The organism is Hymenobacter sp. J193 (assembly GCF_024700075.1).
GTDB lineage: Bacteria > Bacteroidota > Bacteroidia > Cytophagales > Hymenobacteraceae > Hymenobacter.
In genome coordinates, this window is sequence record NZ_JAJONE010000001.1 from 4454025 (window position 1) to 4479527 (window position 25503).

Sequence of the window (25503 nt, forward strand, 5' to 3'; positions counted from 1 at the left end):
GGAGTAGATACCGGCTAAAAACCGGTTAGCCACGAGAAAACAACATCTTTACGCCCTGCTAGCTGCTTCATCCTTCCCTGAAAATGGCTGACCTTACAACCCTCGAAACCCAGATCCGGGCGGCCCTGCTGGGCCTGGCCGTGGGCGACGCGCTGGGCGTGCCCGTAGAATTCCAAAGCCGGGCCGCCCGCCGCCAGGACCCCGTGGTAGCCATGCGCGCCTACGGCACCCACAACCAGCCCGCCGGCACCTGGTCTGATGATGCCTCACTCACGTTTTGTCTGGCGGAGGCCATTGCCGATGGCTACACGGTGGGCAAGCTGGCGGAGAACTGCTGCCGCTGGTACTACAAAAACCTGTGGACGCCCCACGGCTCTGTGTTCGATATCGGCATTACTACCCGGGAGGCCATCCAACGCCTGAAAGCCGATGATGACCTGATTCTGGCGGGACGTACCGACGAGTGGAGCAATGGCAACGGCTCGTTGATGCGCATTCTGCCTCTGGCTTTTTATCAGCCCGCCGCTTCCCTGGCCAGTCGGTTTCAGCTGATTTCCGAAGCCTCCGCCGTGACGCACGGCCACATCCGCTCGTTCGTGGCCTGCTGGCTGTACCTGGAAATGGCGCGGCATCTGCTGGCTGGGCAGGCCCCGGCCGCCGCGTACAAATTGCTGTGTGAGGAAGCCCCAACTCAGCTGCTGGCGCTGAACATTCCCGCCAAAGAGGCCGACCAGTTTGAGCGCATCCTCAGTGGCCGCCTGCCGGATATATACGTGCTGGCCATCAATAGCTCCGGCTACGTGCTGCACACTCTGGAAGCCGCGCTCTGGTGCCTGCTGCGCTACGACACGTACGCCGAAACCGTGCTGGCCGCCGTCAACCTCGGCGACGATACCGACACGACCGGCGCCGTGACGGGCGGTTTGGCCGGGCTGTACTATGGAGAAGCCGCAATTCCGCCGGAGTGGCTCCAGGTGCTGGCCCGCCGCGCCGACATCGAAGACCTGGCCCGTCGTATGGCCGGGGCCGTCAGCGCGGAGTAGGCGCTATTTCAGCTCCTGCACCCAGATGTTGCGGAAGGAAATGGGCGCGCTTGGGTCGCCGTGGGACTGGAGCTTGATGGGCGCGGCGCCGTGGGGCTCGTACTGGGGCGGGCCGATGTAGCGGGTGGGGCCCGCCAGGGCCACGTTTTTCTGCACCGCTACCCCGTTGAACTTAACCGTCACGCGAGCAGGGGTGAGCACGGTGCCGTCGGGCTTGAAGGTGGGGGCCAGCCACAGCACGTCGTAGGACTGCCACTCGCCGGGCTTGCGCCCAGGGTTGGCCAGCGGGATGCGCTGCTTGTAGATGCTGCCGGCCATGCCGTTCACATAGGTCGGGTTCTGGTAGGGGTCGAGGATCTGCAGCTCGTAGCCCAGGTCGCCTTTGCCCAGGGAAGCCAGGAACACGCCACTATTGCCGCGCACCTGTCCTTCGCCGGTAATACCGGCCGGTATTCGCCACTCCAGATGCAAGCGGTAGCTGCCGAAGGTGCGCTGGGTTTCGATGTTGCCTTTCGACTTATCCACGGTCAGCACCCCATCGGCCACCGTCCACTGCGCGGGCTGGGTGCGGTCATCCGCCGACACCCACTCGCTCAGGCTCTTGCCGTCGAACAGCACAATGGCGCCGGCTGGGGGCGGGGTGGTTTTCAGCTTGCCCCGCACCGTTTTCGGGACAGGCTTCCACACTTCGGTGTCTTCCGGCTTGCCGGCTTGCTGAGCGTGGGCCGTCATGGATAAGCCTAAGAGGGCAGCAGTCAGGAATGGGAATTTCATTGGAGTTGGCAGAATATGCAGCGGCTAAGATGGGCACGAAACGTCGTTTTCACTGTCATTCCGAGCGAAGTGAGGAATCTGGCTTAGTCTTCAGCAAACAACCCAGATTCCTCACTTCGTTCGGAATGACAAAAGTCCTTTTGGCACCTTGCAGTCGTTAGGACAATTTCAAACGTCGCAGAGCTGAACGGCCTGGCGCAGGGAAGCCAGCTTATCGGGTTGCTGGGGAATGAACTCCTGGGCCACGTAGCCTTTGAAGCCGGTGGCGCGGATGGCGCGCATGATGGCGGGGTAGTTCAATTCCTGGGCATCGTTCAGCTCGTGGCGGCCAGGCACGCCAGCGGTGTGGTAGTGGGCAATGTAGGGGTGAAACTCGGTGAGGGTGCGGATAACGTCCCCCTCGTTGACTTGCATGTGGTAGATGTCGTAGAGCAGTTTGAAGTGCTCCGAGCCCAGCCGCTTGGCCAGCTCCACGCCCCAGGCGGTCCGGTCGCACTGGTAGTCTTTATGGTCGATTTTGCTGTTGAGCAGCTCCATCACCAGCACCACGTTGTGCTGCTCGGCCAGCTTCAGCAGCGGCTTCAGGCCGGTCACGCAGTTCGCCCAGCCCTGCTCGTCGGTCTTGCCCCGGCGGCTGCCGCTAAAGCAGATCAGGTTGCGGTAGCCGGCTTTGGCTACCTGCGGAATCAGCTCGGCGTACTGCTTTTGCAGGCGGGCGTGAAACTGCGGGTCGTTGAAACCATCGGTGAGGTTGATTTCCGCCCCATTGCACATGGACGAGTCCAGCCCGTATTTTTTCAGCGTAGGCCAGTCCTGCGGCCCGACCAGGTCAATACCCCGGATACCCATTTCCTTAGCGGCGGCGCAGAGCTTTTCCAATGACAGATCGGCGAAGCACCAGCGGCACACCGCGTGGCGGATGTTTCCTTTCAGGGCGGCAGGCATGATGGTTGGTTTCGCAGCCGGCGCGGCGGCCCCGGCCAGGCCGAGGGTGCCCACCGCGGCGGTGCTGGTGAGCAGGCCTTTGAGGGCGGCGCGGCGGTTCCAGGTGGCAGCCATACCTAGCTGGCGTTGGCCAAACGGGCATTGGCATCAACGCCGGCTGCCTCAGTGGAAACAGGTGCGGTGTTGCGCTCCTTGAACAGGAGCAGGAACAGCACCAGCACCGCGGCGGCAATACCGGCCGGTATCAGCCAGATCATGCGCCAGTCGTGGGTACCGGCCGAGAGCTGGTAGCTGTCGAAGATGCGGCCCGAAAGCAGCGTGCCAATCAGCATGCCCACGCCGTAGGTAGCCAGCGTGATGAAGCCCTGAGCCGAGCTTTTGAACTGCTCGCCAGCCAGGTTGTCGGTGTAGATCTGGCCTGTTACGAAGAAGAAGTCGTAGCAGATGCCGTGTAGCACGATGCCCGCAATCAGCAGCCAGTAGCCGCTTTCCCCGTTGCCGTAGGCGAAGCACACGTAGCGCAACACCCAGGCCGCCATGCCAATAGCCAGCATCTTCTTGACGCCCAGCTTGCTGAAAAACAGCGGAATGGCCAGCATAAACAGCAGCTCCGATACCTGCCCGAGGCTCTGCACCCCGGCGGCGGCCTTCATGCCCACTTCGTTCAGGAAGGGGTTGGTGAAGCCGTAGTAGAACGCCAGTGGAATGCAGATGGCAATGGACGCCAGGAAAAATGTGAGGTAGGAGCGGTTTTTCAGCATGCCAATGGCATCGAGTCCCAGCAAGCTGCCCACGGAGCTTGACTGCCCTTTCTTCACCGGCGGGGTAGCCGGCAGCGTGAAGCTGAATACGCCCAGCAGGGCCGAGGCCCCGGCCGCCATCAGGAAGGTGGACTGGAGGCTGTTGCTTTGCTCCCAGTTCAGCCTCCCGATGGTGAGGCCGGCCACAATCCAGCCCAGGGTGCCCAGCACCCGGATGGGCGCAAACTCCTTCTGCGGATTCTGCATCTGCCGGAAGGCAATGGAGTTCACCAGCGCCAGCGTGGGCATGTACAAGATCATGTAGGTGAGGATGCTAGGGTAGAAGCTGCTGAAATCCGGGGCCTGGGAAGCGCGCCACAGCAACACCGCTCCGGCTAGGTGCAGCACGCCCAGAATCTTCTGGGCCGAGAAAAACCGGTCGGCAATGAGCCCCACGATGAAGGGCGCCACAATGGCCCCGATGGACTGGGTAAGAAACGCCACGCCCACCTGTGTGCCCGAGGCCCCCAGGTTGCGCAGCAAGTACGTGCCCAGCGTGACAAACCACGCGCCCCAGATGAAGAACTCCAGGAACATCATGAAGGACAGTTTTACCCGGATTGAAGAAGTCATGAGCAGGTGGGAATAGGGGTTGGGGTAGTGTAGCGTTTGTCATTCCGAGCGTAGCGAGGAATCTGGGTGAAGCCGTTGACACGGATTACTCCAGATTCCTCGCTACGCTCGGAATGACACGGTTTTTACTTCAGACTCAGAATGTAGCGAGTCATTTCCTCGGCGTCTTTCTGGGAGAGACCGGGGTGGGGCGTCATGGCAATATCACTCCAGTTGCCGCTGCCGCCGGTTATGATTTTCCCAGCCAGCATGCTCACGTTGGCCTCCGTGGCGGGGTATTTGGCGGCCACATCCTTGTAGGCCGGGCCCAACAGCTTCTCGGCTTCGCGGTGGCAGCTGGCGCAGTCGGCCGACTGGATGAGCTTGGCCCCGCCGGCCACCGCCCCGCCCGTAGGCGCCGTCCCGATTTTGGTGGCGTTGGTGTCTACCTGAGGCTGGCGGGCCACGGCGCTGATGTTGGCACCGGTGGCGCTATCGGCGGCCGGCACGGTTTCATCGGCCAAGGTATAGGATTCTTTGGCGGCAGGCTTGTCGGATTCGGAGCCGCAGGAAGCCAGGCTGGCGCAGAGCGTTAAGAGCAGAAACGCGTTTTTCATGGGGAAGTCGGAAGAGTTAGAAGCCGAGCAGGCTGTTGTTGCGGGCCGCGTCGATGCCGGAGGCGGCAAAGTCGTCGAATACCTTGTCGGTGACGCGGATGATGTGGTTTTGAATGAAAGGCGCGCCTTCGCGGGCTCCGTCTTCGGGGTGCTTGAGGGCGCATTCCCACTCCAGCACGGCCCAGCCAGGGTAATCATACTGGGTGAGCTTGCTGAAAATAGCTTTAAAATCCACCTGCCCGTCGCCGAGGGAGCGGAAGCGGCCAGCGCGGTCGGCCCAGCCCTGGTAGCCCCCGTACACGCCCTGGCGGCCGGTGGGGTTGAACTCCGCATCCTTCACGTGGAAAGCCCGGATTCGCTCGTGGTAGATGTCGATGTACTCCAGGTAATCCAGGCACTGCAGCACGAAGTGGGAGGGGTCGTAGAGCAGGCAGGCGCGGGGGTGGTGGTCTACTTTCGCCAGAAATTGTTCGTAGCTCACGCCGTCGTGCAGGTCCTCGCCAGCATGAATTTCGTAGCACACATCCACGCCGCACTCGTCAAATACGTCCAGAATAGGCCGCCAGCGGCGGGCCAGCTCCGTAAAGCCCGTTTCCACGAGACCGGCCGGGCGCTGGGGCCACGGGTACACGTAGGGCCAAAGCAGCGCCCCGCTGAACGTGGCGTGGGCCGTAAGCCCCAGCCGTTGCGAAGCCTGCGCGGCGTACTTGAGCTGCTGCACGGCCCACTGCTGCCGGGCGGCCGGGTTGCCGCGCACTTCCTCGGGCGCAAAGCCGTCGAACAGCTGGTCGTACACGGGATTTACCGCCACCAGCTGGCCCTGCAGGTGGGTGGATAGCTCGGTGATTTCCAGGCCCGCGGCCTGCACCGTACCGCGCAGCTCGTCGGCGTAGGTCTGGCTCTCGGCGGCCAGCTTCAGGTCGATAAAGCGGCTGTCCAGCGTGGGCAGCTGCAGGCCTTTGTAGCCCAGACCGGCTGCCCACTCACAAATATTGGCCAGGCTGTTGAAGGGGGCTTGGTCGCCGATGAACTGGGCCAGAAAAATGCCGGGTCCTTTGATGGTTTTCATTTTGAGAGCTTAGAGCAGAGAACTTAGAGCGTAGGTTTTTTCGATAGAACTGAGTCTGAACTCTAAGTTCTCTGCTCTAAGCTATCAATAGCCGGAAACTCGGTCCACTTCTGCGCGGAGCGGCCCGAGGCAATGACGTTTTCAATGAAGGCCATGCCCCGCAAGCCGTCCTCGATGCCGGGGTAGTCCAGGGCTTCGGGTGGGGCGGGTTGGCCGGTTTGTTCGGCCAGCAAGGTCAGAGCGAAGTTGCGGTAGAGGTTGGCAAAGGCTTCGAGGTAGCCCTCGGGGTGACCGGCCGGAATGCGGCTGTTGTGGCGGGCGGCGGCGCTGAGGTAGCCCGCTCCCGTGCGCCGGATTTCGGTGGGTCTGTCCAGCCACTTCACCAGCAGCGTGTTGGCATCGGCCTGCTGCCAGTCGAGGCCGCCTTTTTCCCCGTAGATGCGCAGGCGCACATTGTTTTCCTCGCCGGCTGCCACCTGGGTAGCCACCAGCACCCCGCTGGCCCCGCCGGTTAACCGGAGCAGTACGGCCCCGTCATCATCCAGCTGGCGACCAGGCACTACAATATTGATGTCGGCGCAGAGTTGGGTGACTTGCAGGCCGCTCACGTATTCGAGCAGGTTGAAGGCGTGCGTGCCGATGTCGCCCATAGAGCCGGCCACGCCGCTGCGGGCGGGGTCCGTGCGCCAGGAAGCCTGCTTGTTGCTGCCACCTTCCTCAAAGTTGCTTAGCCAGCCCTGGGGGTACTCCACGTACACTTTTCGGATGGCGCCCAGCTCCCCGGAAGCCACCAGCTGGCGGGCCTCCTTGAGCATGGGGTAGCCCGTGTAGGTGTGCGTAAGGCAGAGCCGGCGGCCGGTGGCTGCAACCACCGACCGTAACTCCTTGGCCTCCGCCAGGGAAAAGGTCATCGGCTTATCCAGCACCACATCAAACCCGCTTTCCAAGGCCAGCTTGGCCGGTGCGAAGTGCAAGTGATTGGGCGTGACGATGCTGATGACCTGCACCCGCTCATCGGCCGGGCGTTGGGCTTCCTGGGTAATGAGCTCCTGGTAGGAGCCATACACCCGGTCCGGCGCCAGTCCCAGCTCCTGCCCGGTAGCGCGGGAAGTATCAGGGTTGCTGCTGAACGCACCGGCAGTTAGCTCATACAGGCCATCCAGGGCGGCGGCCATGCGGTGCACCGCCCCGATAAACGCGCCCTGCCCCCCGCCAATCATGCCCAGTCGTAATTTCATTCGGTTATTGGTTGAGTTGGAAGAACGTCATGCTGTGCTTATCAAAACATCTGGCGTGCTGACGTTGCTAATGTAGCTGTCATGCTGAGCAGAGCCGAAGCATCTCTACCTCTGGCTAATCAATCGGCATTGCAACGAAGCGGGAGAGATGCTTCGGCTGCGCTCAGCATGACGTTCTAATTCTTGGAAAATCAGGTCGTAGCCCAGGCCCGGTCGCCTTTTTTGTAGGGCACGCAGCCATCGTACTTGCCGGGGACGGGCAGGTAGCGTAGGGCTTTGGTGGCGCCTACTTCGGAGGTGAAATAGCCCAGCAGCGTCAGTTCCTTGATCATGCGGAAATAGTGGTTGGGCGCTTCCGGCTTCTTTGTTTTGGCGTAGTTTTTCTGCTCGGCATCCAGGGCCGTGAGCAGGGCCGTGCGCTGGGCAGCATCCAGGGCCAGGAAGCCCTTGGTGTACTTCTGCTTGGCCGCCTCTTCAAGCTTGGTCAGGCCTTGTTTGAACACCTGCTGGTCGTCGGGCCGGTAACAGTCGCGCACCATCACGGCCATGAAGCCGCCCACGTCGGCGGCTTTCGCGCCGGGTGATTTGGTAGCGGGCAAAATGGTGTCGCCTACCTCGTTCAGGTAGGCCACCTGCTCGGCGTTGAGCACGGCCGGCAGCTCTTTGGGCGCGGCCGCCGTGGGTTTCTTCGTCTTGGTTTTTTCCTCGCTGGGGGAGGAGCAGCTGCTCAGGAAATAGTCGCCCCCGATAACGGCTCCGCCCATCAGCAAAGCTACGCGGGCCAGGGCATCACGTCGGTTCATCATCGTCAGGAAGGGTTAGATGTTTTGTTTTTTCAGCTCGCCCACGGCGTGGTCCACGGCGCGGGCCGTGAGAGCCAGGTAAGTGAGGGAAGGGTTCTGGCAGGCCGAGGACGTCATGCAGGCGCCGTCGGTGACGTAGACGTTGGGGGCATCCCACACCTGGTTGTGCGCGTTCAGCACCGAGGTTTTCGGGTCGCGGCCCATGCGGGCGGTGCCCATTTCGTGGATGCCGCCGCCCAGGTTGTAGCCGTTGTTGTAGGTGCGCACGTTTTTCAGGCCCGCCTTTTCCAGCATTTCCTGGCCGTCCTGCATCATGTCGATGCGCATTTTCTGCTCGTTTTCCCGGATGGTGGCGTCGATGGCCAACACGGGCAGGCCCCACTTGTCTTTCTTGGTTTTGTCGAGGAAGGCGCGGTTGTCGTGGTAGGGCAGGGTTTCGCCGAAAGCGCCCAGCCCCATCGTCCAGCCGCCGGGTTCCGACAGCGCATCCTTGAAGTCGCCGCCGATGCTCATTTCGGCAATGTCGCGGCTCCAGCCTTCCCGGCCGGCGCCGCCCTGGTAGCCGAAGCCCCGGATATAGTCGCGCTTGTCGCCGAACAGATTGCGGAAGCGCGGCACGTAGATGCCGTTGGCGCGGCGGCCGTACACGTATTTGTCCTCGTAGCCGGGCATGTCGCCGTAGGCGCCCACCCGGAAGTGGTGGTCCATCAGGTTGTGGCCCAGCTCCCCGCTGCTGCTGCCCAGGCCCTCGGGCCACACGTCGGTGGCCGAGTTCATCAGCACCCAGGCCGAGTTCAGCGTGGAGGCATTCAGGAACACGATTTTGGCGTAGTACTCGTAGGTCTGGTTGGTTTCCGCGTCCAGCACTTCCACGCCCTTGGCCCGCTTGGTGTCCTTGTCGTAGAGGATTTTGGTAACGATGGAAAACGGCCGCAGCGTGAGGTTGCCCGTGGCCATAGCCGCCGGCAGGGTAGCCGACTGGGTGCTGAAGTAGGCCCCGAACGGGCAGCCCAGCCAGCACTTGTTGCGGTACTGGCAGTTCACACGGTTGTTGTGCGGCTTGGTGATGTTGGCCGTGCGCCCAATCACCATGTGGCGGTCCTTGTAGTGCTTGCGGATGCGGGCGGCCACGTCTTTTTCCACGCAGTTCATTTCCATGGGCGGCATAAAGTCGCCGTCGGGGAGCTGGGGCAGGCCGTCCCGGTTGCCGCTGATGCCCGCAAACTTCTCGGCGTGGCTGTACCAGGGGGCCAGCTCCTTGTAGCGGATGGGCCAGTCCACAGCAATGCCGTCCTTGGCGTTGGCCTCGAAATCGTACTCACTCCAGCGGTAGCTCTGGCGCCCCCACATCAGGGAGCGGCCGCCCACCTGGTAGCCCCGGAACCAGTCGAAAGGCTTCACCTCCACGTAGGGGCTTTCCTTCTCGTTCGCCCAGAAATCCAGGTTGCTTTCGTTGAGGGTATAGTCGCGGCTCAGCACCGGGTAGTCCTTCACCATCTGCTCGGTTTTGCCGCCGCGGTGGGCAAACTCCCAAGGGTTCTTATTGGCATTCACGTAGTCCTTGATGTGCTCTACGTTGCGGCCCCGCTCCAGCATGATGGTTTTCAGGCCTTTCTCGGTCAGCTCCTTGGCAGCCATGCCGCCCGAAATACCGGACCCGATGACGATGGCGTCATAGGTGTTCTTTTCCATAAGAAATGGGTGGGAAGAGTGTCAGTTGTGGTTTGCTGGCTGTCATTTAGGTGTCAACCGGCCACCAAAAACTAGATGAGGTTGCGCTTGATGTGCGTGATGCTCTGCTGGATGCTGTCGAAGGGCGAGCCGGGGGTTTGGTCCTGCTCCACGAAGAAGTGCTTGAGGCCCGCCAGCTTGGCCTGGGCGAAGATGCGCTTGAAGTCGATGCTGCCGTTGCCCACTTCGGTGAAGTTTTGCTGGGGCGTCTTGTCCATGTCCTTCACGTGCCAGAGCGGGAAGCGGCCGGGGTTCTGCTTGAACAGCTCCACCGGGTCGTGGCCGGCCTTGGTGGCCCAGTAGAGGTCCAGCTCCATCTGCACCAGGTTCTTGTCGGTTTCCTTGAGCAGCACGTCGTAAGGCAGCTGCCCGTTCTGGGCTGCAAACTCGAAGTCGTGGTTGTGGTAAGCCATCTGAATACCGGCCTTCTTGCACCGTTCGCCGGCCTTGTTCAGACGCTCAGCCAGCAGCTTGTAGTGGTCGAGGTTGCCGCGCTCCGACTCGGTCAGCCAAGCGCACACCATGTACTTGATGCCGACCTGGGCGGCATCGTCCACGGCCTTGTCCCAGCCGTGCAGGATGGTGCCTTGGGTGGGCTGGCCGTTGTTTTCCTGCTCCCCCAGCAGGTAGTGGCTGCTGGGCATCTTCAGGCCGTTCTGCTTGAGCACCTTGGCGAAAGCAGCCGGCTCCATGCCGTAGAATTTCTGGTTGCCCGTGTAGGTGGCGCCTTCCATACAGGTGTAGCCCAGCTTAGCCACCCGGGCCAGCGTACCGGCCGCATCCTGCTGCATGGCGTCACGCACCGTGTAGAGCTGCAGACCAATACTTTTTTTCGAGGAAGCCAGTAGCTCCGGGCTGAGCAGGACGCCCGCGGAGAACAGCGCGGCGGACTTAACAAATGTGCGGCGGGAATTCATGCGGCAGATTTAGGGAAGAGTGGAAGCCAAAGCTCCATTTCTCCGGTTCCGCGCTTATGCAGCAATTACCCCGCACGTGTGCATACTCAACAACAGGAGTAATATAACTGATAGACAGATGTTTAAATTTATATTATCGGCTGAAAATAGACCTTTTCTATCAGTTTTTGAACGCCTGGCACACAATTTTTCAAGCAGAATCAGCCAAATGACGCGCCCGAAACTCGGAGGGAGACACCTGGTAGCGGGCCTTGAAGCTGTTGGAGAAATACGAGTGCGAGGTATAGCCCACCTCGTAGGCCACGGCCGTAATCGTGAGTTTGTCGTTGAGCAGCAGTTCGCGGGCTTTGCGCAGGCGTACCAGCTGGATGTAGTCGGTTACGCTGGTGCCCAGCACGGCTTTCACCTTGCGGTAGAGCTGGGTGCGCGAGAAACCCAGAGCCTGGGCCAGCTCCTCCACGGTCAGGTCGGTACGCGTCAGGTCAGCTTCTATCTGAGCCGTTAGAGCCTGCAGAAAAGCCTGGTCGGGGTCGGGCGCGGCCACATCGGGTGTGGCTTGGGCGGCGGCCCCCAGCTGCCGACGCGTGTGCTCGTGCTGGCGGGCGCGGTTGGCCAGCAGGGTATGAATGCTTTCGAGCAGGAACGTGGGGTTGAAGGGCTTGGTCAGGTACACGTCGGCCCCGGCCTGCACGCCTTCCACCTGCTGCTCGGGGGCGGTGCGGGCGGTGAGCAGAATAACCGGCACGTGTGAGGTGTGCCAGTCGGCCCGCAGCTGGGCCACTACCTCCAGTCCGCTCAGGCCGGGCATCATCACGTCGCACACAATCAGATCCGGAATCAGCTCCTTAGCTAGCTGCAGGCCGGTGCTGCCATCGGTGGCCGTCTGCACCCGGAAGTGGGGGCGCAGCTTGCGGGCCACAAACTCGTTCACGTCGGCATTGTCCTCAATCACCAGCACCAGCGGCTCCTGCCCGGCGGCGGCTTCGGCAGTCAGGTCTTCGACGGGGAAAGCCCGCGGCTCGTCTAGGGCCAGCGCTTCGGGCGGGGCGGCCGTGGTGCGTAGGGCCGCCGGCAGCTCGCGCGGGAGCGTGACAATGAACGTGCTGCCCTGACCCAACTGGCTGCTGAATGTGAGGTTGCCCTGGTGCAGGCGCACCAGTCCCTGGGCCAGGGCCAGCCCCATGCCCGAGCCTTTGGCCGTGGCGGGCTGCTCGCCCTGGTAAAACCACTCGAAGATGTGCGGGCTGTCCTGGGGCCGGATGCCGCGGCCGGTGTCGGCTACCTCCACCTGCAAGCTGTGGCCATCAGCAGCGGGCCGCACGCGCACCGTTATCTGCCCACCGGCAGGCGTATATTTCAGGGCGTTGGAGAGCAGGTTGAAAAAGACTTTGTCCAGCACGTTGCGGTCGAGCCAGCCTGGCAGCTGCGGCACGGCGGGTTGAAACAGCAGCGCTACCTGCTGCACCCGCGCTGCCGGCTCAAACGTTTCGACCAGTTCCCGCACGAAGGCCACCAGGTCGTCTTCCCGCGCCTGCACGGCCATCTTGCCTACTTCAATCTTGCGGAAGTCCAGCAGCTGGTTGACCAGCTGCAGCAGGCGTTGGGTATTGCGGCGCACTAAACCCAGGTCGTGGCGGTGGGAGGGCAGGAGGGCGCCGCCGTGGCGGCCGGTCAGCATTTCCTCCACCGGGCCCATAATAAGGGTGAGCGGGGTACGCAGCTCGTGGGAGAAGTTGGTGAAAAAGCGCAGCTTAGCCTCGGTTTCTACCCGCGCCTGCTCGGCCAGCTCCGCAATCTGGTTGCGCTGAGCCCTGATTTCCTCGTTCTGGGTGCTGAGCTGCCGGTTGATGACGTCGTTGGCCTCATTCTGCCGCACCAACTCCCGGTTGATGACGTCGTTGGCCTCGTTCTGCCGGGCCAGCTCCTGGTTGATGCGCCGGTTGCTGCGGGCGGCCCGCCAGGCGCTGGCGCCCAGCACCAGGGCCGCCAGCAGCGTGGCCAGCAGTCCATACAGTGCCGTGCGCTGATTGGTGTAGGTGGCCTGCAAGGTGCGCAGCAGCTGCTGTTGCTGCTCAATGCCGGCTTGCTGACTGGCCACTTTGGTGGCCTGCTGCTGCAAAGTCAGCACATTCACCGAGTCGATAACGATGGTGCCCAGGATGTTTTCCCGCTCGTAGGCCTGGTGGTAAAGAATCTTCAAAGCCACGCGTATGGCTTCCTCCCCGCCGGGTGAGTAAAATAAAGAAGCCGTAGCGCGGCCCTGCTGCACCATTTCCATGCCATTGCCCGGCCCCGGCAGCCCATCCACCCCAATGATGCGGATATCCTTTCGGCCCAGCCGCCGGCATACCTCGTAGGCGCCCTGGGCCATCAGGTCGCTGTGGGCGAAAATCAGGTTGGTTTCGGGGTATGTCTGCAACAGTCTGGTGAGGGCCGGCTGCAGGGAAGTTGCGCCCCAGTCGCCTACTACTTCGCCCACTACGCGCATTTCCGGGTACGCCCGCAGGGCTTGCGCAAAGCCCCGGTGGCGCTCCGCCGTAACGGAAGAAGGTGAGCCCAAAATTTCCACTATACGGCCGCGCTGCTGCAACCGCAGCGCCGCGTAGCGGGCAGCGGCGGCGCCCACCCCGGCATTGTCGCCGCCCACGTAGGCCGCGTAGTGCGGGGAGGTGGTGTGGCGGTCCAGCAGAATCACGGGCACCCCGCGCCGGTAAGCTTCCTCAATGGCCGACGACAGGGCGTGTTCCTCGTTGGGCGCTACCACGAGCACATCGGCCCCGGCATCGAGCAAGTCATGTACCTGCTGCTGCTGCTGGCGGCTGTTGCCCTGGGCGTCGCGCGTCAGAAACTGAATTTCGGGGTGAAATGACACTTCCCGCTTCATGCCGGCCAGCATGGCCTCGCGCCAGTCGCCGGTACTCACGCTCTGCGAAAACCCGATGCGGTACGTTGGCGGTGGAGTGGGGGCGCAGGCGGCCAACGAGCCCAGCAGGCTCACCAGCACCAGGAGTCGACGTAAGCAGCTAGGGTAAAGCAAGCGGAGAGTAGTTGATACCAATAGCCGCGCGCTGATGTGGGGCTACCTCATCACCAAAGATAGGAAAAAGCCGAGGGGCGGGGTAAAGCGCCGTTTTTCGGTTTTCTGATCATGTATCTTGGCACCGTACAGATACATTGGAGCCACTTTAGCAGACAGCACTCATTCTGCTGGCTTCTCAGCGCTATCAATCAATTAGTCGCACGAACTGTACTTAGCTGATTGAACTCAGACTAGATAGCATAAGTGTTTTGCGAGCTTACCGACACCCAATAAGTAGCAGTTCACTGAAATGAGGGTAATTCTAACTGCTCACAGCCGGTAGTTCTACCTCTGCTTCTTACTTTTATTTCACCAAGGCGATAAGGTCAGGGAATGGTTTGTCTTTGACATAATCGACTGCTGAGCGCCCTGATTTATCTTTTATATCGGTGCGCCCACCCTGCTCCATTAAGTATTCAATAGCATCGTAGCACGCCTCATCATTAGCGGGACCTGAATCGTTGACCTGCGCTTCCTGAGCTATATATATGATGGGCGTAAGGCCCTCCTTATCCTGGACATTCACTTGGCTCCCCTTCTCCACTAAAAATTTGATTTTATCCAACTTTAGGCTCCTGGCAGCGAGCATAAGGGGCGTTACGCCAGAAGCGTCATGGGCATTGACATCCATTTTCAGCTCGTTGACCACGAATCGCATGGTAAACAAGCTTTTGTTTACCGCATACATCAGCAGGGTCTGACCACTGGTATCCCTGTCTTGGATGTTGTACTTGTATTGGGAAATGAGCCAACGCAAGAAGTCTATATTCTCACTTTGTAGGGCATACATCAACACCGTACTGCCATTATCCAGTCGGTCAGCTGGGCGAGCCCCTAGCTTTACAAAATACTCACAAAGGGCCTTATTAGCCTTCCCAGCTGCATACGAAAAGGCTGTATGCCCATCTTCTCCTCTCTTGGCAACGTCGGCTCCCTTTTGCACCAAGTAGTCAATTACCTGCTTGTGCTCGGTGAGGGCCGCCAGTGCAAGCGGGGTGGACCCACTTGCATTTGTTAAATTGACATCAGCCCCCTGCTCAACCAGCTTCTTCACCACCTGGAAGATTTGGGCTGAATTATTCGGGTAACCATGTGAGTATAGAATCGCCGTGTTCAAGGGGGTACCCATATGCTTATCCACCAGATTTACTTGAGCGCCCTTGCTAATCAAATATGCAATCATGGGCTCGTCAAGCTCTTCCACAGCAAGCAGCAATGGGGTAGTACCACTACCCACTGGCTTCGCATTCACATCGGCCCCTCTCTCCAATAGGAATTTTACCGCACTAACGCTTTTACTTTCCGTCGCATGATGAATCAATGCCTCCCCATCATCGAGGATCTTTTCGTCTGCGCCCTGGGCTATCAAATACTGCATGAGTGCTACATGGCCGCCTGCCGCGGCAGCGCCTAACAAGGACCTGCCATCAGTAGTAAGGGAATCTACCGGTCCGCCTTTCGCTATGTAGGCGCGGATGTGCTCGATATCCCCATCGAACGCGGCGTGATGCACCTCCTTTTTGTTTTCGAAGCTGCAAGAAGCGAATAACACTGATTGTAACGCCAGAGCAACGGTTAGTAGGATATTTCGCATTTAGAAATATTGGACAGGTAACAGTATAAGATAAAGGGTGGTGGCTGTTGCAGAACCCGGGTTCGTACAGGGAAGATGCAAGGCAAGAAGCCGTTTCTCGACAAAGAGGTGACCCACTTTCGGCTCAGTGAGCGGGTGCCGCGCCATAATCTGTACCGCCGGCTGGCCGAGCTCGTCGACTGGTCGTTTCTCTACGACGAGACCCGGACGCTGTACAGCCACACAGGCCAGCCCTCTTTGGACCCGGTCGTGTTCTTCAAGCTCGTGCTGGTGGGCCGGCTGGAAAACCTGGTCAGCGACCGCCGCCTGGTCGAACACTGCGCCCTGCGGCTCGACATCTTGTTGTTTCTGGGCTACGAGGTGGACGAGGAATTGCCCTGGCATTCCACGGTGAGCCGCACGCGGCAGCTCTTTCCGGCCGCGGTCTTCGAGCGCCTGTTCGACCACGTCTTTGCCCAGTGCGTGGCCCGGGGCCTGGTCGCCGGCGACACGCAGGCCGTCGACTCGGCGCCCGTCAAGGCCAATGCTTCCTTGGAAACGGTGCTGGAAAAGAGGACAACGGGTGTCAAAAGTCCCTTTCTGGCCACGGACGAGGCGGCTACCGCGCCGGCTGCGTCCGTGGTGACGGCTCCGGCCCACCAGCTGCGCAACCTGGCCGCTCACCAGGCCCGGCTCGCCACCCACTCCAGCGTACCCGGCGCGCAGCACGAAAAAGCCCGCTTGCTCAGCAACAAGACCCACTACAGCCCCACCGACCCCGACGCGCGCATCTCCATCAAGCCCGGCAAAGCCCGGGCCCTGAACTACCTCTGCAGCCTGGCCGTGGACACGGCTAAGGGCGTGATCAGCCACGTGCAGGCCGATTTCGCCGATAGTCGCGACAGCCTGCACCTACCCCGCTTACTCACCGGCCTGCAGCAACGGTTACGGTCCCAGCAGCTGCGCATGCAGGAGCTGCTGGCCGATGCGGGCTACGCCAACGGCACCAACTACGCCCTGCTCGAAGCCCAGCAGGTGACGGCCTGGATCCCGGTTTTTGGCCGCTATAAGGCCGCTATCGAGGGCTTTACCTACCGGGCCTCAACCGATGACTACACCTGTGCCGCCGGCAAGGTCCTCTCGTTTCGTAAGTACGACACCTCGGCTGACGGCACCGGGCTGAAGATCTACTGGGCCACCTGCTCGGACTGCCAGCAGTGCCCGCTCAAGCCCACCTGCGTGCCCGGGGCCAAGCGCAAGCAGCTCACCCGCACGCTCTACGACGAGCCGTACCGCCGGGCCTGGCAGCGCCAGCAAAGCCGCCGGGGCCAACACATGCGCCGGGTGCGCCAGGGCACGGTGGAGCCCGTCTTCGGGAATCTGCTCCATCACTACGGCCTACGCCGGATGAACGTGCGCGGCCAGGCCGGAGCCCACAAGACGATGCTGCTCACGGCCGTAGCCTACAACCTGAAAAAGCTGCTTAAGTACCGGCCCAACCGGCAAGTGAGCCTGACCATGGCCCTGCCACAGCCATTACTGGCCGCTGCCAGGCGCTAGTATAGCTCAACTGCCCGACCTTGACGCACAGATGGAAACTCGCACAGTAACGGGCTGGAAAAAGAGCCGAACGAAACGAGTTCTGCAACAGCCACGGTGGTTTAAGCAAGTTAAGCCTTTCGGATGTGCTTCAAGCAGGTCCATTGCACTCGCCCAAGGTACTGTTACGGGTAGCAGTGCCACCTAATCCGCCACCTAGAAATGAAAAAGCCCCTGCATCAGTTGATGCAGGGGCTTTTTGCGGTCCGGACGGGACTCGAACCCGCGACCTCCGCCGTGACAGGGCGGCATTCTAACCGACTGAACTACCGAACCAGGGTAGACTGCACTGCGAAAAGCCAGCTGCTTTCCGGTGAAGTGGTGCAAAGGTAAAGGTAGTTTTTGATTTCCAAACACGGAAAACCGTCCTAACTACGTAAAAAGCCCGATTTTCGGGCTAGCCGCTTGGATGTAAAGCAAATAGCCGTGCAATTATTTTTTGTGGTACGGCACGCAGCGACGGTCGGGCGTGTGCTGCGGTGGGGCAGATGTTAGCTGGTAGGCCGACTCGCAAGGCGCAAGGCTCGTTGGTTTAGCATTAATGCAGCGTGAACAGACTTTATCGAAAAGGGTATTTACTTGAATCACCAGTTATAATAGACGTGCAGGGTTAGTGCCTCATGCCTTCCATGCCCCGCATACCTTGCGCTTTGCCTTTCCCCAGTTGGTCCAGAGCCGCCCGAAACCCCGCGGCCAGCTGTGCCGCTGGTCCCCGACCGTAGTAGTGCAGAAACATCATGCGGGGCTGGTCGAAGAGCATATGGTTATGCACGGCCACGACTTCCAGGTTATTCGCCCGCAGGGTCTTAATCACGGGATTCACTTCGTGTTCCAGCATGGCAATGTCGCCGGCGATGTGTGCGTCGTCCTGCTTGCCGGCAAAGGCAGCCCACGAGTTTAAGCCGATGGCGGCGGTCATTTCGGTGCCCATCATCATCGGGTGCAGGTCGTCGCGGCCCACCGTGTACTTGTAGGTCGGTCCGTTGACGGTGCCCTTGTACTTCACCACCGCATCCAGCGCGGGCAGGTCAAATAGCTCTTTGCCCGTGGGCGGCCCGGCGCCCGGTGTGGCGTTGTTGCCGGGTTGCACGGGCGTGGCGCTGGCTCCCAGCTTGGGTTGGTTGGCCGGCAGCAGCTTGGAATCCTTCAGGGCCGCGGCAAACTTTGTGGCCAACTCCGCCGGGGTGCCCAGACCGTGGATGTGCATGTAGAAGATGCGGGGCTCTTCGTAAAAGAAGTGATTGTGCACGGCTCCGATTTCCAGGCCCTGGGCCAGGGCGGCCGATATCAACGGGTTGACTTCTTCCTGCAGCAGCACGGTGTCGCTCATAAGCATGGCCGACTTTCCATTGAGCGTATGCTTGATGGCCACCCAGCCCCGAAGCCGAATGAAATGGGCACCGGTTCGCCTTTGATGCTCACCTTCAAATCGTTGCGCGGTAATGATGTGGTGTGCGTGGCCTGCGTCTCGACGTACGTACCCTTCTTGCCCAGAGCCGCTTCAATGGCCGTAATTTCTGCTGCCGTCAGGGCGGGCGTTTTGCCTGCAGCAGGAGCAGCGGGTCCTGCCCCAGCGGGCATCGCGCCGATTAGACGGGGGTAGAGGCCAGCGCAGCCGTCTTCAGCCAGTTGCGGCGGGAAAAGCGGGAATTAGTCATCAGAGCGGATGAAAAAGAGGGTGGCGCATCGAACAGTAAAAATCACCCTTCGGCGGCCGCCAGCAGGTAATACAGCAAACCGGCTCCCGCACTAACCCCTATCCAGCGTATCATGCTCACCTTGAAACGGTAGAGCGCCACCAACGAAACCAGCAGCCAAACCAGGCTCGGCCCGTGCAGGTGCGCTACACTCAAGTGCTCCGTGGGAAAGAGAACCGCCCGTCCCAGGTATACCGCCAGGTTGAGCACCACGCCCACCACGGCCGCCGTAATGATGCTCAGCACGGCTTTCAGCGAGGCATTGTGCTGCGTGCGCTCAATCAGCGGCGCCCCCACCAGAATAAAGACGAAGCACGGCAGAAAGGTGTAGTACGTGGTCGTCAGCAGCCCCACCGCGCCCATTGCCAGCGAGCCGCCAAAGTGCGTGTAGCCGCCCATGAAGCCCACAAAGGCCAGTACCATAATCAGCGGCCCCGGCGTGGTTTCGCCCAGGGCCAGGCCGTCGAGCATCTGCCCCTGCGTGAGCCAGTGCAGCTTGGCTACGCTCACCTGCGCCACGTAGGGCAGCACGGCGTACGCCCCGCCGAAGGTCACCAGCGCTGCCTGGGTGAAGAACACACTCAGGCCCCGCCAGAAGCCGAAATCCGGCGTTAAAAACCAAAACAATACCAGCGGCAGTACCCATAACCCTCCCGCCGCCACCACCTGCCGCACCAAGCGCGGCCCCGAAAAGCCGGTGCCCGGCACCACCGTCTGCGAGGTTAGAAAGTAGCCTTCCTCTGCCTGCGCGGCCCGTGCCTGCGTGGCTGCCGTAGCTGCCGGCGCCGGAAAGAACCGCCGCGCCACCAGCGCTACTGCGGCCGCCCCGAGTATGAGCAGCGGAAAGGGCACGTTCAGCCAAAAGATACCTACGAAGCTGGCCACCGCCACGGCGTAGTGCAACGGGCTGAGCAAGGATTTCTGCCCAATCTTGACCAGGGCCAGCAGGATGATGGCCACCACCGCCGGCTTCAGGCCCACAAACACGCCCTGTAGTGCCGGCAGCGTACCCACTGTCGCGTACAGCAAGCTCAGCGCCAGCAGAATGAACACCGATGGCAGCACGAACAGGATGCCCGCCACCAGCCCGCCCCGGGTGCCGTGTAGCAGCCAGCCGATGTAGGTGGCCAGCTGCTGCGCCTCGGGCCCGGGTAGCAGCATGCAGTAGTTGAGCGCGTGCAGAAACTTGGCGTCCGAAATCCAGCGCTTCTGCTCCACCAGCACCGTGTGCATAATGGCAATCTGGCCCGCCGGGCCGCCGAAGCTGATGAAGCCCAGCTTCAGCCAGAAGCGCAGGGCCTCGGAAAAGGTGGGCTTGGAAACCGTCGTAAGGGTCGTTTGGGTCATGAGGTGGAACTGCGCCGTTAGGGCCCAGCACGTGGCTGCAATGGTACACACCGCCGACAAAACAAAATAGAACGTCCTTTTCCCCTGGGATAATCTTTACGTGGTACCGCGTTTTTTGCGGTAGGCCGCGGGACTCTGGCCGGTGTGCTGCTTGAAAATGCGGGTGAAGTGGCTCTGGTCGGAAAAGCCGGTCAGGTAGGCTACTTCCGCCAGCGGATAGGCCGTGGTATCCAGCAACTGCCGGGCCTTCTCGATGCGCAGCTTCCGGACGTACTCGCCAAACGAGAGGTTGTCGAAGTACCGGGCAAACTCCCGCGAGAGGTACGTGGGGTTCACCTGCACCGTGCCGGCCGCTTCGGTCAGCCGCAAGCTCAGGTTCGTATCCAGGTGGTCCTGAATCAGCGCCCGCAGCTGGGCCGTCCACGCCGGCGGGGCAGGGCGTTGGTTTTTCGTCCGCGCCAGGTAGGCGGTGTATACCTGCACCAGCAGCTGCTCTTCGGGCGGCTGGGTATGCCGCTGATCCTGAAGGTGCCGGGCCCAGCTGTACAACGCATCGTAAAGCACCAGACCCTGTTGCAGCAGCGCCTGATCATCCGGGATGTTGTGGGCCAGCCCGGCCGAAATAGCCCACAGCCCGGCGGCTTGCTGGGCCAGGGCGTGGTTGTCGGTGTCGGCCCCACGCACGATGGGCGCCAGTGCCAGCAGGGCCGGGTCGGTCAAGCCGTACTTTTTAAGGAAATAATCGAAGGTGCAGTCCGCGCCGTGGTGGGAGAACTCCACGTCGGGCACGTCAAATGGCGTTGCGCCAAGCCGTTGGGCCGTGGGCACCACATCATCGGCGGGTACGTACAGGATTTCGGCGTGGACATCGATGAAGCGCAGAATCAGCCACGGACAGGCCAAACGGTCTATTTTAGGACGTTCGCGGGTAATCCACTGCATAAGTAGGTAGGAAGATTACAAGGTATCGAACCCAGCACCGCAAAATACCCCCATTAGGGTGAAATTACCAGTTACTTAAACTGCAATGTCTACTCTATCCGCCCAGCCCATTGCCGCCGCCCGATGAAGGAGATACCACGTGATATCGTGTTCACCATCGACCACTGGTACGACGGGCCCCTGGAAGGCTTGGCCAATTTTCAGGGCCAGCTGCACTACTACGAATGCCACTGGCGCCACTGGCAGGAAATTGCCGCGGAGTGGCAGGCGCACTACTGGCTCACGCCGCTAGACGCTGACGCGTGCTGCCTTGCTCAAGAGATGCTAGCCCTAGAGGAGAGGTGGCGAGAGACCTTTCGCACCGGGGCTACGACTGAAGCAACGCGTCCGCTCCTCCCACAAGACCGGGCCCGACATGAGGAAATCAGCCAACTATTGCAACAAAAGCCAGCCGACGCACCCGACTCGCGGCTCAACGCCAAAGGCGTGTTCTATTACGGGCCGCAGTTTTCGTGGAGTGGACGTTATTAGGATAATGCTCGTGGCTATTGCAGAACTCTTGCTGCAGGGCTGTTGAGTGAGGCTTCTGCGAGCTGAACCAAGCTTCAAAGACTCCTAAAGAGGCTTTCATAGTCTCCTGGGCGTTTGCATATACGGTTATTATGCTACCCCGTGACTTCTGCAACAGCCACGGTGGTTTAAGCGTCTACAGCCTCTATTGCCACCTAGAAATGAAAAAGCCCCTGCATCAGTTGATGCAGGGGCTTTTTGCGGTCCGGACGGGACACCGGCAACAATATGATTATTAGCGTGTTTCACGATTGTTGGGACAGAATTGGGCCAAAGTGCTTCTTGATACTTTCCTCGACGCACGTTTGGTCTTCTGTCAGTAATGCAATGCTGCAAAATTGCTGCATCGACTCTTCCGCCTGTGCTTTGGGACCAGATTGGGACACCAGGCTAAGCCAACGGCAGGAGGAGCCACGCTTTGCCCTCAATGCTTGAGCAAAGTGGTGTACAGAAAAGGCTGCTGCTTCGAAAGCGTTTCCGGCGTGGTGCATGACAGTGGTAAAAATGCCGGCTGTGGCGCTACATGCAACTAGCGTCCTGCTAGCATCAAAAAAAATATTTCTAGCATTAAAGCAGTGTAAATAGCGTTTATCAACAAAGGCCGCCCTACGCTAGCAGGCTGTATCTTAGTAGCTTCTTCCCCGTTGGCGGAACGATTTCCCTCCGCCGGCAGTCTATCGGGCCACGCCTTTCCCCTTCTTTCCTGCAACTATGCAAAAACCCTTATACGCCCTGGTGAGCTGCTGGCTCGCCTGCTTCCCGATTCTGGTATTCGGCCAGAACGCGCCGGCCCCCGTCACCACCCGCTCCGTCTCGGAGGTCTTGCGCCCCGATGGCTCCCTGCAGCCCGGCACGTCGGGCTCCTTCGATGCCAAGGGCTACCAGCTCCGCTACGGCGCCCAAGGGCAGCCTAAGTTTCAGAAAGCCGGCGCCGACGAAGAAACCGCGGGCTGGGACCCGCGCTTCAGTGCGCCCGGCCTCAATGGCATTGTGCGCGCCATCACCGTTTCCGGCACCGATGTCTATGTAGGCGGTGATTTTACGGATGCGGGCGGCAACCTGAACGCCGACCATATTGCCCTTTGGGATGGCAGCCGCTGGCTGAACCTGGGCGACGGGCTCAACGAGACCGTCGAAGCTATTGCCCTGATGGGCACCGACGTGTATGTGGGGGGCGACTTTACCAATGCGGCCGGCGCGGCCAGTAGTTCCCGTGTGGCCAAATGGGATGGCACCAAGTGGCAGGCGCTGGGCACGGGGGTTTCGGGCGGCGTCAATGCGCTGGCCGTGCGGGGCACCGACCTGTACGTGGGCGGCACCTTCAACTCGGCCGGGGGCCTGATCGAGGCCAAGAACATTGCCCGCTGGGACGGGGCGAGCTGGCATGCGCTGGGCACGGGCTTGCCCAGTGACGTCTTTGCCCTGGCCGTTGTCGGCACGGACCTATACGCGGGCGGGCGGTTTGAGAACGTGGGCGCCAACGCCAATGCCGACTACCTGGTGCGCTGGGACGGGCAGAAATGGAACCAGGTGGGCAAGCCCCTGAGCTCGTGGGTGTATGCGCTGACCGCCTCGGGCACCGACCTGTACGTGGGCGGCACCTTCCGCCAGGCCGGCGGCGACTTCCGGGCCAATTATATCGTGCGTTGGGACGGCACGGCCTACCAGGCCCTGGGTGATGGCGCCATTGCCCCGGTACGCGCTCTTGCCTTCAGCGGCACGAAGCTGTTTGTGGGCGGGGAGTTCTATAGTCCCCCGAAAGCCTACATCATGCAGTGGGACGGCACAACCTGGGAGCCGGTGGGCGAAGGAACTTCTTATCGAGTCTACGCGCTGGCCGCCCAAGGCACAGACGTTTATGCTGGCGGAGAATTCAGAAGTGCATCCCAGACCTGGAACACAATGAACTTTGCCCGCTGGACGGGTAGTGACTGGCGTGGAGTCGGGAATGGATTGAGTGATGATGTCCATGCCATTGCCATCTTGGGCAAGGACGTGTATGTGGCGGGGCGCTTCCTGGCGGCCGGCGGGAATCCGGCGGCCAACTGTATTGCCAAATGGGATGGAAACGCGTGGCAGTCGCTGGGCAATGACCCGGAGAACTTTGCTGTTACGGATGATGCAATTCTCACTCTCCTTGTCGTTGGCAGTGACCTGTATGTGGGTGGCGACTTCACGAAGCCTACACGGGGTCTTGCCCGGTGGGATGGCCAGAAATGGCATGAAGTTGTCTCCGTTACCGGAGCCAAGTTGGGCGGATACGTCAATACGCTCTACGCCTATGGGACAGATATCTATGTCGGAGGGGATTTTGTTGTCGACTCGTCCCCTATTCGTTCTTATAACATTGCGCGCTGGGATGGTCAAGAGTGGAATAGTATTGGCCGGAAATTGCCAACTACCGACCATCAGCCGAACTCGGATGTTTGGGCTATAAAGATGCATGGAGATAAGTTGTACATAGGGGGGATTTTAAGGATTTGGGGGACAAGGACGCCGACTATGTAGCCTACTTCGATGGAACAACTTGGCAGCCCTTGGGAAGCGGGGTTGATAAGCGGGTAAATGCTTTAGCAAGCATTGACAACGATGTGTATGTGGGCGGGTTTTTCACGAAGGCGGGCGGTGTAGCCAATACAGCGGGGCTCGCCAAGTGGAATGGCACGAACTGGCAAGCCGTGAGTTCACCCAGTATAGGGCAGGCAGCAATTACGTTTCATGTGGTAGGGAAGCAACTCTTTGTCGGGGGCACCTTTCAAGGAGGAGCCGGGCAAGCATACACAAACGGACTTGCTCGCTGGGACGGCAAATCCTGGCACCCCGTCGCCTATGGCATCGCGGGTGCTGTAACGACTATAACGAGCACAAGTACGCACCTGTATATTGGCGGGGAGTTCACTCAGGCAGCGACGAAGAACGGGACCTTAGCCATGAATAACTTTGGCATCTTGGACTTGAGCGGCATACCACTGGCCGTCGAGCCCGATAGTCGTACGCCAAGCACCAGCATGCAACTCTGGCCTAACCCCGCCCAGCGCGTGGTGCAGGTAGCGGGCCTTCCTGCCGGGCAGCCCTTGCAGTTCTATGATGCCTTGGGCCGGTTGGCCCTGACCTTGCCGGCCCCACGTGGCAGCGCGCAGGTGCAGTTGCCCCCGAGCCTCAAGCCCGGGGTGTACATCGTACGCTGCGGCCCGGCTACCCGGCGCCTGGTGGTAGAATAAGCCTCAAAACTTTCTAACCAGCTAAAAACACAAAAAGCCCCCGCATCAATTGATGCGGGGGCTTTTTGTTTAGCGGTCCGGACGGGACACCGGCAACGATATGATTATTAGCGTGTTTCACGATTGTTGGGACAGAATTGGGCCAAAGTGCATCTTGATACTTTCCTCGACGCACGTTTGGTCTTCTGTCAGCAATGCCATGCTGCAAAATTGCTGCATTGATTCTTCGGCCTGTGCTTTGGGACCAGATTGGGACACCAGGCTAAGCCAACGGCAGAAAGAGCCGCGCTCTGCCTTCATTGCTTGAGCAAAGTGGTTTGCAGAAGAACCTAGTACTTCAAAAGCGACTCCGGCTTGGTGCATGACAGTGGCAAAAATGCCGGCTGTGGTGCTACATATGAGTAGCATAATGCTAGAACCAAAAAAAATATTTCTAGCATTTGTGCAGTGTAAATATGTCTTGTTCGAAAAAAGCGGCTACTTGAATCACCCTTTAATTGAGCGATGCTCCCAGTAAGTTCAACCGCATATTTGATAAAGAGTACATAATTACCCACAGCGGGACCGAGGCCACCTTACTTATGTAGGTTGCTTTCCTGCTGCATCCAGACCGCAAATTCAGGCTCCAGCAGGTTGGCTTCCATAAAGGCAATCATGGAGAAGCCGCGTTTCGCTAACACAGAACGCATGAAACTCGGTAAGGACAGGCACTGCCGTAGTCCCAAACTCAATAGGTGGCTTTGCACGCGGGGTAGCAACTGCTCTAGCCATTCAACCAGTTCGAGCGCCGTGGGAGGGGTATGGTCAAGTTGTTGATAATACAATACCGTGGCTGTGGTAATTTTCTTGGTGACTTCGTCATTACTGCTATTGAGCATGGCTTCTTATACGAGGACGCTACTTATTAAACTGATATAGCTAGCGGTAAGCATGCGTTCTTGGTCTAGCTAGACGATAGCCACAAAGGTATATCGTGCCTTGGTAGC

At 60.2% G+C, this 25503-nt stretch carries 20 protein-coding genes and 1 tRNA gene; 5 read left to right on the forward strand and 16 right to left on the reverse strand.

The window, feature by feature from the left end:
• Positions 1 to 83 precede the first annotated feature (83 nt).
• The gene (locus LRS06_RS19390; RefSeq protein WP_257873022.1) at positions 84 to 1043 is read left to right on the forward strand and encodes an ADP-ribosylglycohydrolase family protein; all 960 of its coding nucleotides are present in this window, start codon (positions 84 to 86) and stop codon (positions 1041 to 1043) included.
• A gap of 3 nt (positions 1044 to 1046) precedes the next feature.
• Here LRS06_RS19390 and LRS06_RS19395 read toward each other — a convergent pair whose 3' ends face one another.
• The 11 genes from LRS06_RS19395 to LRS06_RS19445 all read right to left on the reverse strand — a co-directional run bounded on the left by LRS06_RS19395 (position 1047) and on the right by LRS06_RS19445 (position 15162).
• Positions 1047 to 1817 (reverse strand): DUF1080 domain-containing protein, encoded by a 771-nt coding sequence (locus tag LRS06_RS19395; protein ID WP_257873023.1) that lies wholly within the window; start codon positions 1815 to 1817, stop codon positions 1047 to 1049.
• Positions 1818 to 1985: 168 nt separating this feature from the next.
• A complete protein-coding gene (locus tag LRS06_RS19400) occupies positions 1986 to 2876 on the reverse strand; it encodes a hydroxypyruvate isomerase family protein (protein WP_257873024.1) in 891 nt (296 codons plus the stop codon).
• A gap of 2 nt (positions 2877 to 2878) precedes the next feature.
• On the reverse strand, positions 2879 to 4135 hold the full coding sequence (locus tag LRS06_RS19405) for a nucleoside permease (protein WP_257873025.1): 1257 nt from the start codon (positions 4133 to 4135) through the stop codon (positions 2879 to 2881).
• 125 nt (positions 4136 to 4260) lie between these two features.
• On the reverse strand, positions 4261 to 4731 hold the full coding sequence (locus tag LRS06_RS19410) for a c-type cytochrome (protein WP_257873026.1): 471 nt from the start codon (positions 4729 to 4731) through the stop codon (positions 4261 to 4263).
• A gap of 16 nt (positions 4732 to 4747) precedes the next feature.
• Entirely contained in the window at positions 4748 to 5800 is a 1053-nt protein-coding gene (locus LRS06_RS19415; protein ID WP_257873027.1) for a sugar phosphate isomerase/epimerase, read from the reverse strand.
• Between the two features lie 62 nt (positions 5801 to 5862).
• Entirely contained in the window at positions 5863 to 7038 is a 1176-nt protein-coding gene (locus tag LRS06_RS19420) for a Gfo/Idh/MocA family protein (RefSeq protein WP_257873028.1), read from the reverse strand.
• 191 nt (positions 7039 to 7229) lie between these two features.
• Entirely contained in the window at positions 7230 to 7844 is a 615-nt protein-coding gene (locus LRS06_RS19425) for a gluconate 2-dehydrogenase subunit 3 family protein (RefSeq protein ID WP_257873029.1), read from the reverse strand.
• A gap of 12 nt (positions 7845 to 7856) precedes the next feature.
• Positions 7857 to 9533, reverse strand: coding sequence for a GMC oxidoreductase (locus tag LRS06_RS19430; RefSeq protein ID WP_257873030.1), 1677 nt, complete (start codon positions 9531 to 9533; stop codon positions 7857 to 7859).
• Positions 9534 to 9604: 71 nt separating this feature from the next.
• On the reverse strand, positions 9605 to 10489 hold the full coding sequence (locus tag LRS06_RS19435) for a sugar phosphate isomerase/epimerase (protein WP_257873031.1): 885 nt from the start codon (positions 10487 to 10489) through the stop codon (positions 9605 to 9607).
• A 190-nt stretch (positions 10490 to 10679) separates the two neighbouring features.
• Positions 10680 to 13526 carry a substrate-binding domain-containing protein gene (locus LRS06_RS19440; protein ID WP_257873032.1) on the reverse strand — a complete coding sequence of 949 codons (2847 nt, stop codon included), beginning with the start codon at positions 13524 to 13526 and terminating at the stop codon, positions 10680 to 10682.
• Positions 13527 to 13872: 346 nt separating this feature from the next.
• Positions 13873 to 15162, reverse strand: a complete 1290-nt coding sequence (locus LRS06_RS19445) for an ankyrin repeat domain-containing protein (RefSeq protein ID WP_257873033.1) — start codon at positions 15160 to 15162, stop codon at positions 13873 to 13875.
• 75 nt (positions 15163 to 15237) lie between these two features.
• On the opposite strand from LRS06_RS19445, the gene LRS06_RS19450 reads away from it, so the two are divergent.
• On the forward strand, positions 15238 to 16701 hold the full coding sequence (locus LRS06_RS19450; RefSeq protein WP_257869603.1) for an IS1182 family transposase: 1464 nt from the start codon (positions 15238 to 15240) through the stop codon (positions 16699 to 16701).
• A 241-nt stretch (positions 16702 to 16942) separates the two neighbouring features.
• On the opposite strand, the gene LRS06_RS19455 is transcribed toward LRS06_RS19450, so the two are convergent.
• The 4 genes from LRS06_RS19455 to LRS06_RS19470 form a co-directional block, all read right to left on the reverse strand.
• Positions 16943 to 17016, reverse strand: a tRNA-Asp gene (locus LRS06_RS19455).
• Positions 17017 to 17350: 334 nt separating this feature from the next.
• Positions 17351 to 18112 (reverse strand): LppY/LpqO family protein, encoded by a 762-nt coding sequence (locus tag LRS06_RS19460; protein ID WP_257873034.1) that lies wholly within the window; start codon positions 18110 to 18112, stop codon positions 17351 to 17353.
• A 328-nt stretch (positions 18113 to 18440) separates the two neighbouring features.
• Positions 18441 to 19784 (reverse strand): chromate efflux transporter, encoded by a 1344-nt coding sequence (gene chrA, locus LRS06_RS19465; RefSeq protein WP_257873035.1) that lies wholly within the window; start codon positions 19782 to 19784, stop codon positions 18441 to 18443.
• 96 nt (positions 19785 to 19880) lie between these two features.
• Positions 19881 to 20726 carry a chromate resistance protein ChrB domain-containing protein gene (locus LRS06_RS19470; protein WP_257873036.1) on the reverse strand — a complete coding sequence of 282 codons (846 nt, stop codon included), beginning with the start codon at positions 20724 to 20726 and terminating at the stop codon, positions 19881 to 19883.
• A 147-nt stretch (positions 20727 to 20873) separates the two neighbouring features.
• Between LRS06_RS19470 and LRS06_RS19475 the strand changes: the two genes are divergently transcribed.
• The 3 genes from LRS06_RS19475 to LRS06_RS19485 all read left to right on the forward strand — a co-directional run bounded on the left by LRS06_RS19475 (position 20874) and on the right by LRS06_RS19485 (position 24517).
• Entirely contained in the window at positions 20874 to 21257 is a 384-nt protein-coding gene (locus tag LRS06_RS19475; protein ID WP_257873037.1) for a hypothetical protein, read from the forward strand.
• A gap of 750 nt (positions 21258 to 22007) precedes the next feature.
• Entirely contained in the window at positions 22008 to 23804 is a 1797-nt protein-coding gene (locus LRS06_RS19480; RefSeq protein ID WP_257873038.1) for a hypothetical protein, read from the forward strand.
• Between the two features lie 422 nt (positions 23805 to 24226).
• Complete coding sequence (locus tag LRS06_RS19485; protein ID WP_257873039.1) at positions 24227 to 24517, forward strand: T9SS type A sorting domain-containing protein; 291 nt, start codon at positions 24227 to 24229, stop codon at positions 24515 to 24517.
• Positions 24518 to 25092: 575 nt separating this feature from the next.
• Here LRS06_RS19485 and LRS06_RS19490 read toward each other — a convergent pair.
• Positions 25093 to 25395, reverse strand: a complete 303-nt coding sequence (locus LRS06_RS19490; protein WP_257873040.1) for a hypothetical protein — start codon at positions 25393 to 25395, stop codon at positions 25093 to 25095.
• Between the last annotated feature and the right edge of the window lie 108 nt (positions 25396 to 25503).

Excerpts from the sequence above, each read along its gene's own strand:
- LRS06_RS19390 (WP_257873022.1), top strand. The coding sequence starts at position 84 with ATGGCTGACCTTACAACCCTCGAAACCCAGATCCGGGCGGCCCTGCTG.
- LRS06_RS19395 (WP_257873023.1), bottom strand. The coding sequence starts at position 1,817 with ATGAAATTCCCATTCCTGACTGCTGCCCTCTTAGGCTTATCCATGACG.
- LRS06_RS19400 (WP_257873024.1), bottom strand. The coding sequence starts at position 2,876 with ATGGCTGCCACCTGGAACCGCCGCGCCGCCCTCAAAGGCCTGCTCACC.
- LRS06_RS19405 (WP_257873025.1), bottom strand. The coding sequence starts at position 4,135 with ATGACTTCTTCAATCCGGGTAAAACTGTCCTTCATGATGTTCCTGGAG.
- LRS06_RS19410 (WP_257873026.1), bottom strand. The coding sequence starts at position 4,731 with ATGAAAAACGCGTTTCTGCTCTTAACGCTCTGCGCCAGCCTGGCTTCC.
- LRS06_RS19415 (WP_257873027.1), bottom strand. The coding sequence starts at position 5,800 with ATGAAAACCATCAAAGGACCCGGCATTTTTCTGGCCCAGTTCATCGGC.
- LRS06_RS19420 (WP_257873028.1), bottom strand. The coding sequence starts at position 7,038 with ATGAAATTACGACTGGGCATGATTGGCGGGGGGCAGGGCGCGTTTATC.
- LRS06_RS19425 (WP_257873029.1), bottom strand. The coding sequence starts at position 7,844 with ATGATGAACCGACGTGATGCCCTGGCCCGCGTAGCTTTGCTGATGGGC.
- LRS06_RS19430 (WP_257873030.1), bottom strand. The coding sequence starts at position 9,533 with ATGGAAAAGAACACCTATGACGCCATCGTCATCGGGTCCGGTATTTCG.
- LRS06_RS19435 (WP_257873031.1), bottom strand. The coding sequence starts at position 10,489 with ATGAATTCCCGCCGCACATTTGTTAAGTCCGCCGCGCTGTTCTCCGCG.
- LRS06_RS19445 (WP_257873033.1), bottom strand. The coding sequence starts at position 15,162 with ATGCGAAATATCCTACTAACCGTTGCTCTGGCGTTACAATCAGTGTTA.
- LRS06_RS19450 (WP_257869603.1), top strand. The coding sequence starts at position 15,238 with ATGCAAGGCAAGAAGCCGTTTCTCGACAAAGAGGTGACCCACTTTCGG.
- chrA (WP_257873035.1), bottom strand. The coding sequence starts at position 19,784 with ATGACCCAAACGACCCTTACGACGGTTTCCAAGCCCACCTTTTCCGAG.
- LRS06_RS19470 (WP_257873036.1), bottom strand. The coding sequence starts at position 20,726 with ATGCAGTGGATTACCCGCGAACGTCCTAAAATAGACCGTTTGGCCTGT.
- LRS06_RS19480 (WP_257873038.1), top strand. The coding sequence starts at position 22,008 with ATGCAAAAACCCTTATACGCCCTGGTGAGCTGCTGGCTCGCCTGCTTC.
- LRS06_RS19485 (WP_257873039.1), top strand. The coding sequence starts at position 24,227 with ATGAATAACTTTGGCATCTTGGACTTGAGCGGCATACCACTGGCCGTC.
- LRS06_RS19490 (WP_257873040.1), bottom strand. The coding sequence starts at position 25,395 with ATGCTCAATAGCAGTAATGACGAAGTCACCAAGAAAATTACCACAGCC.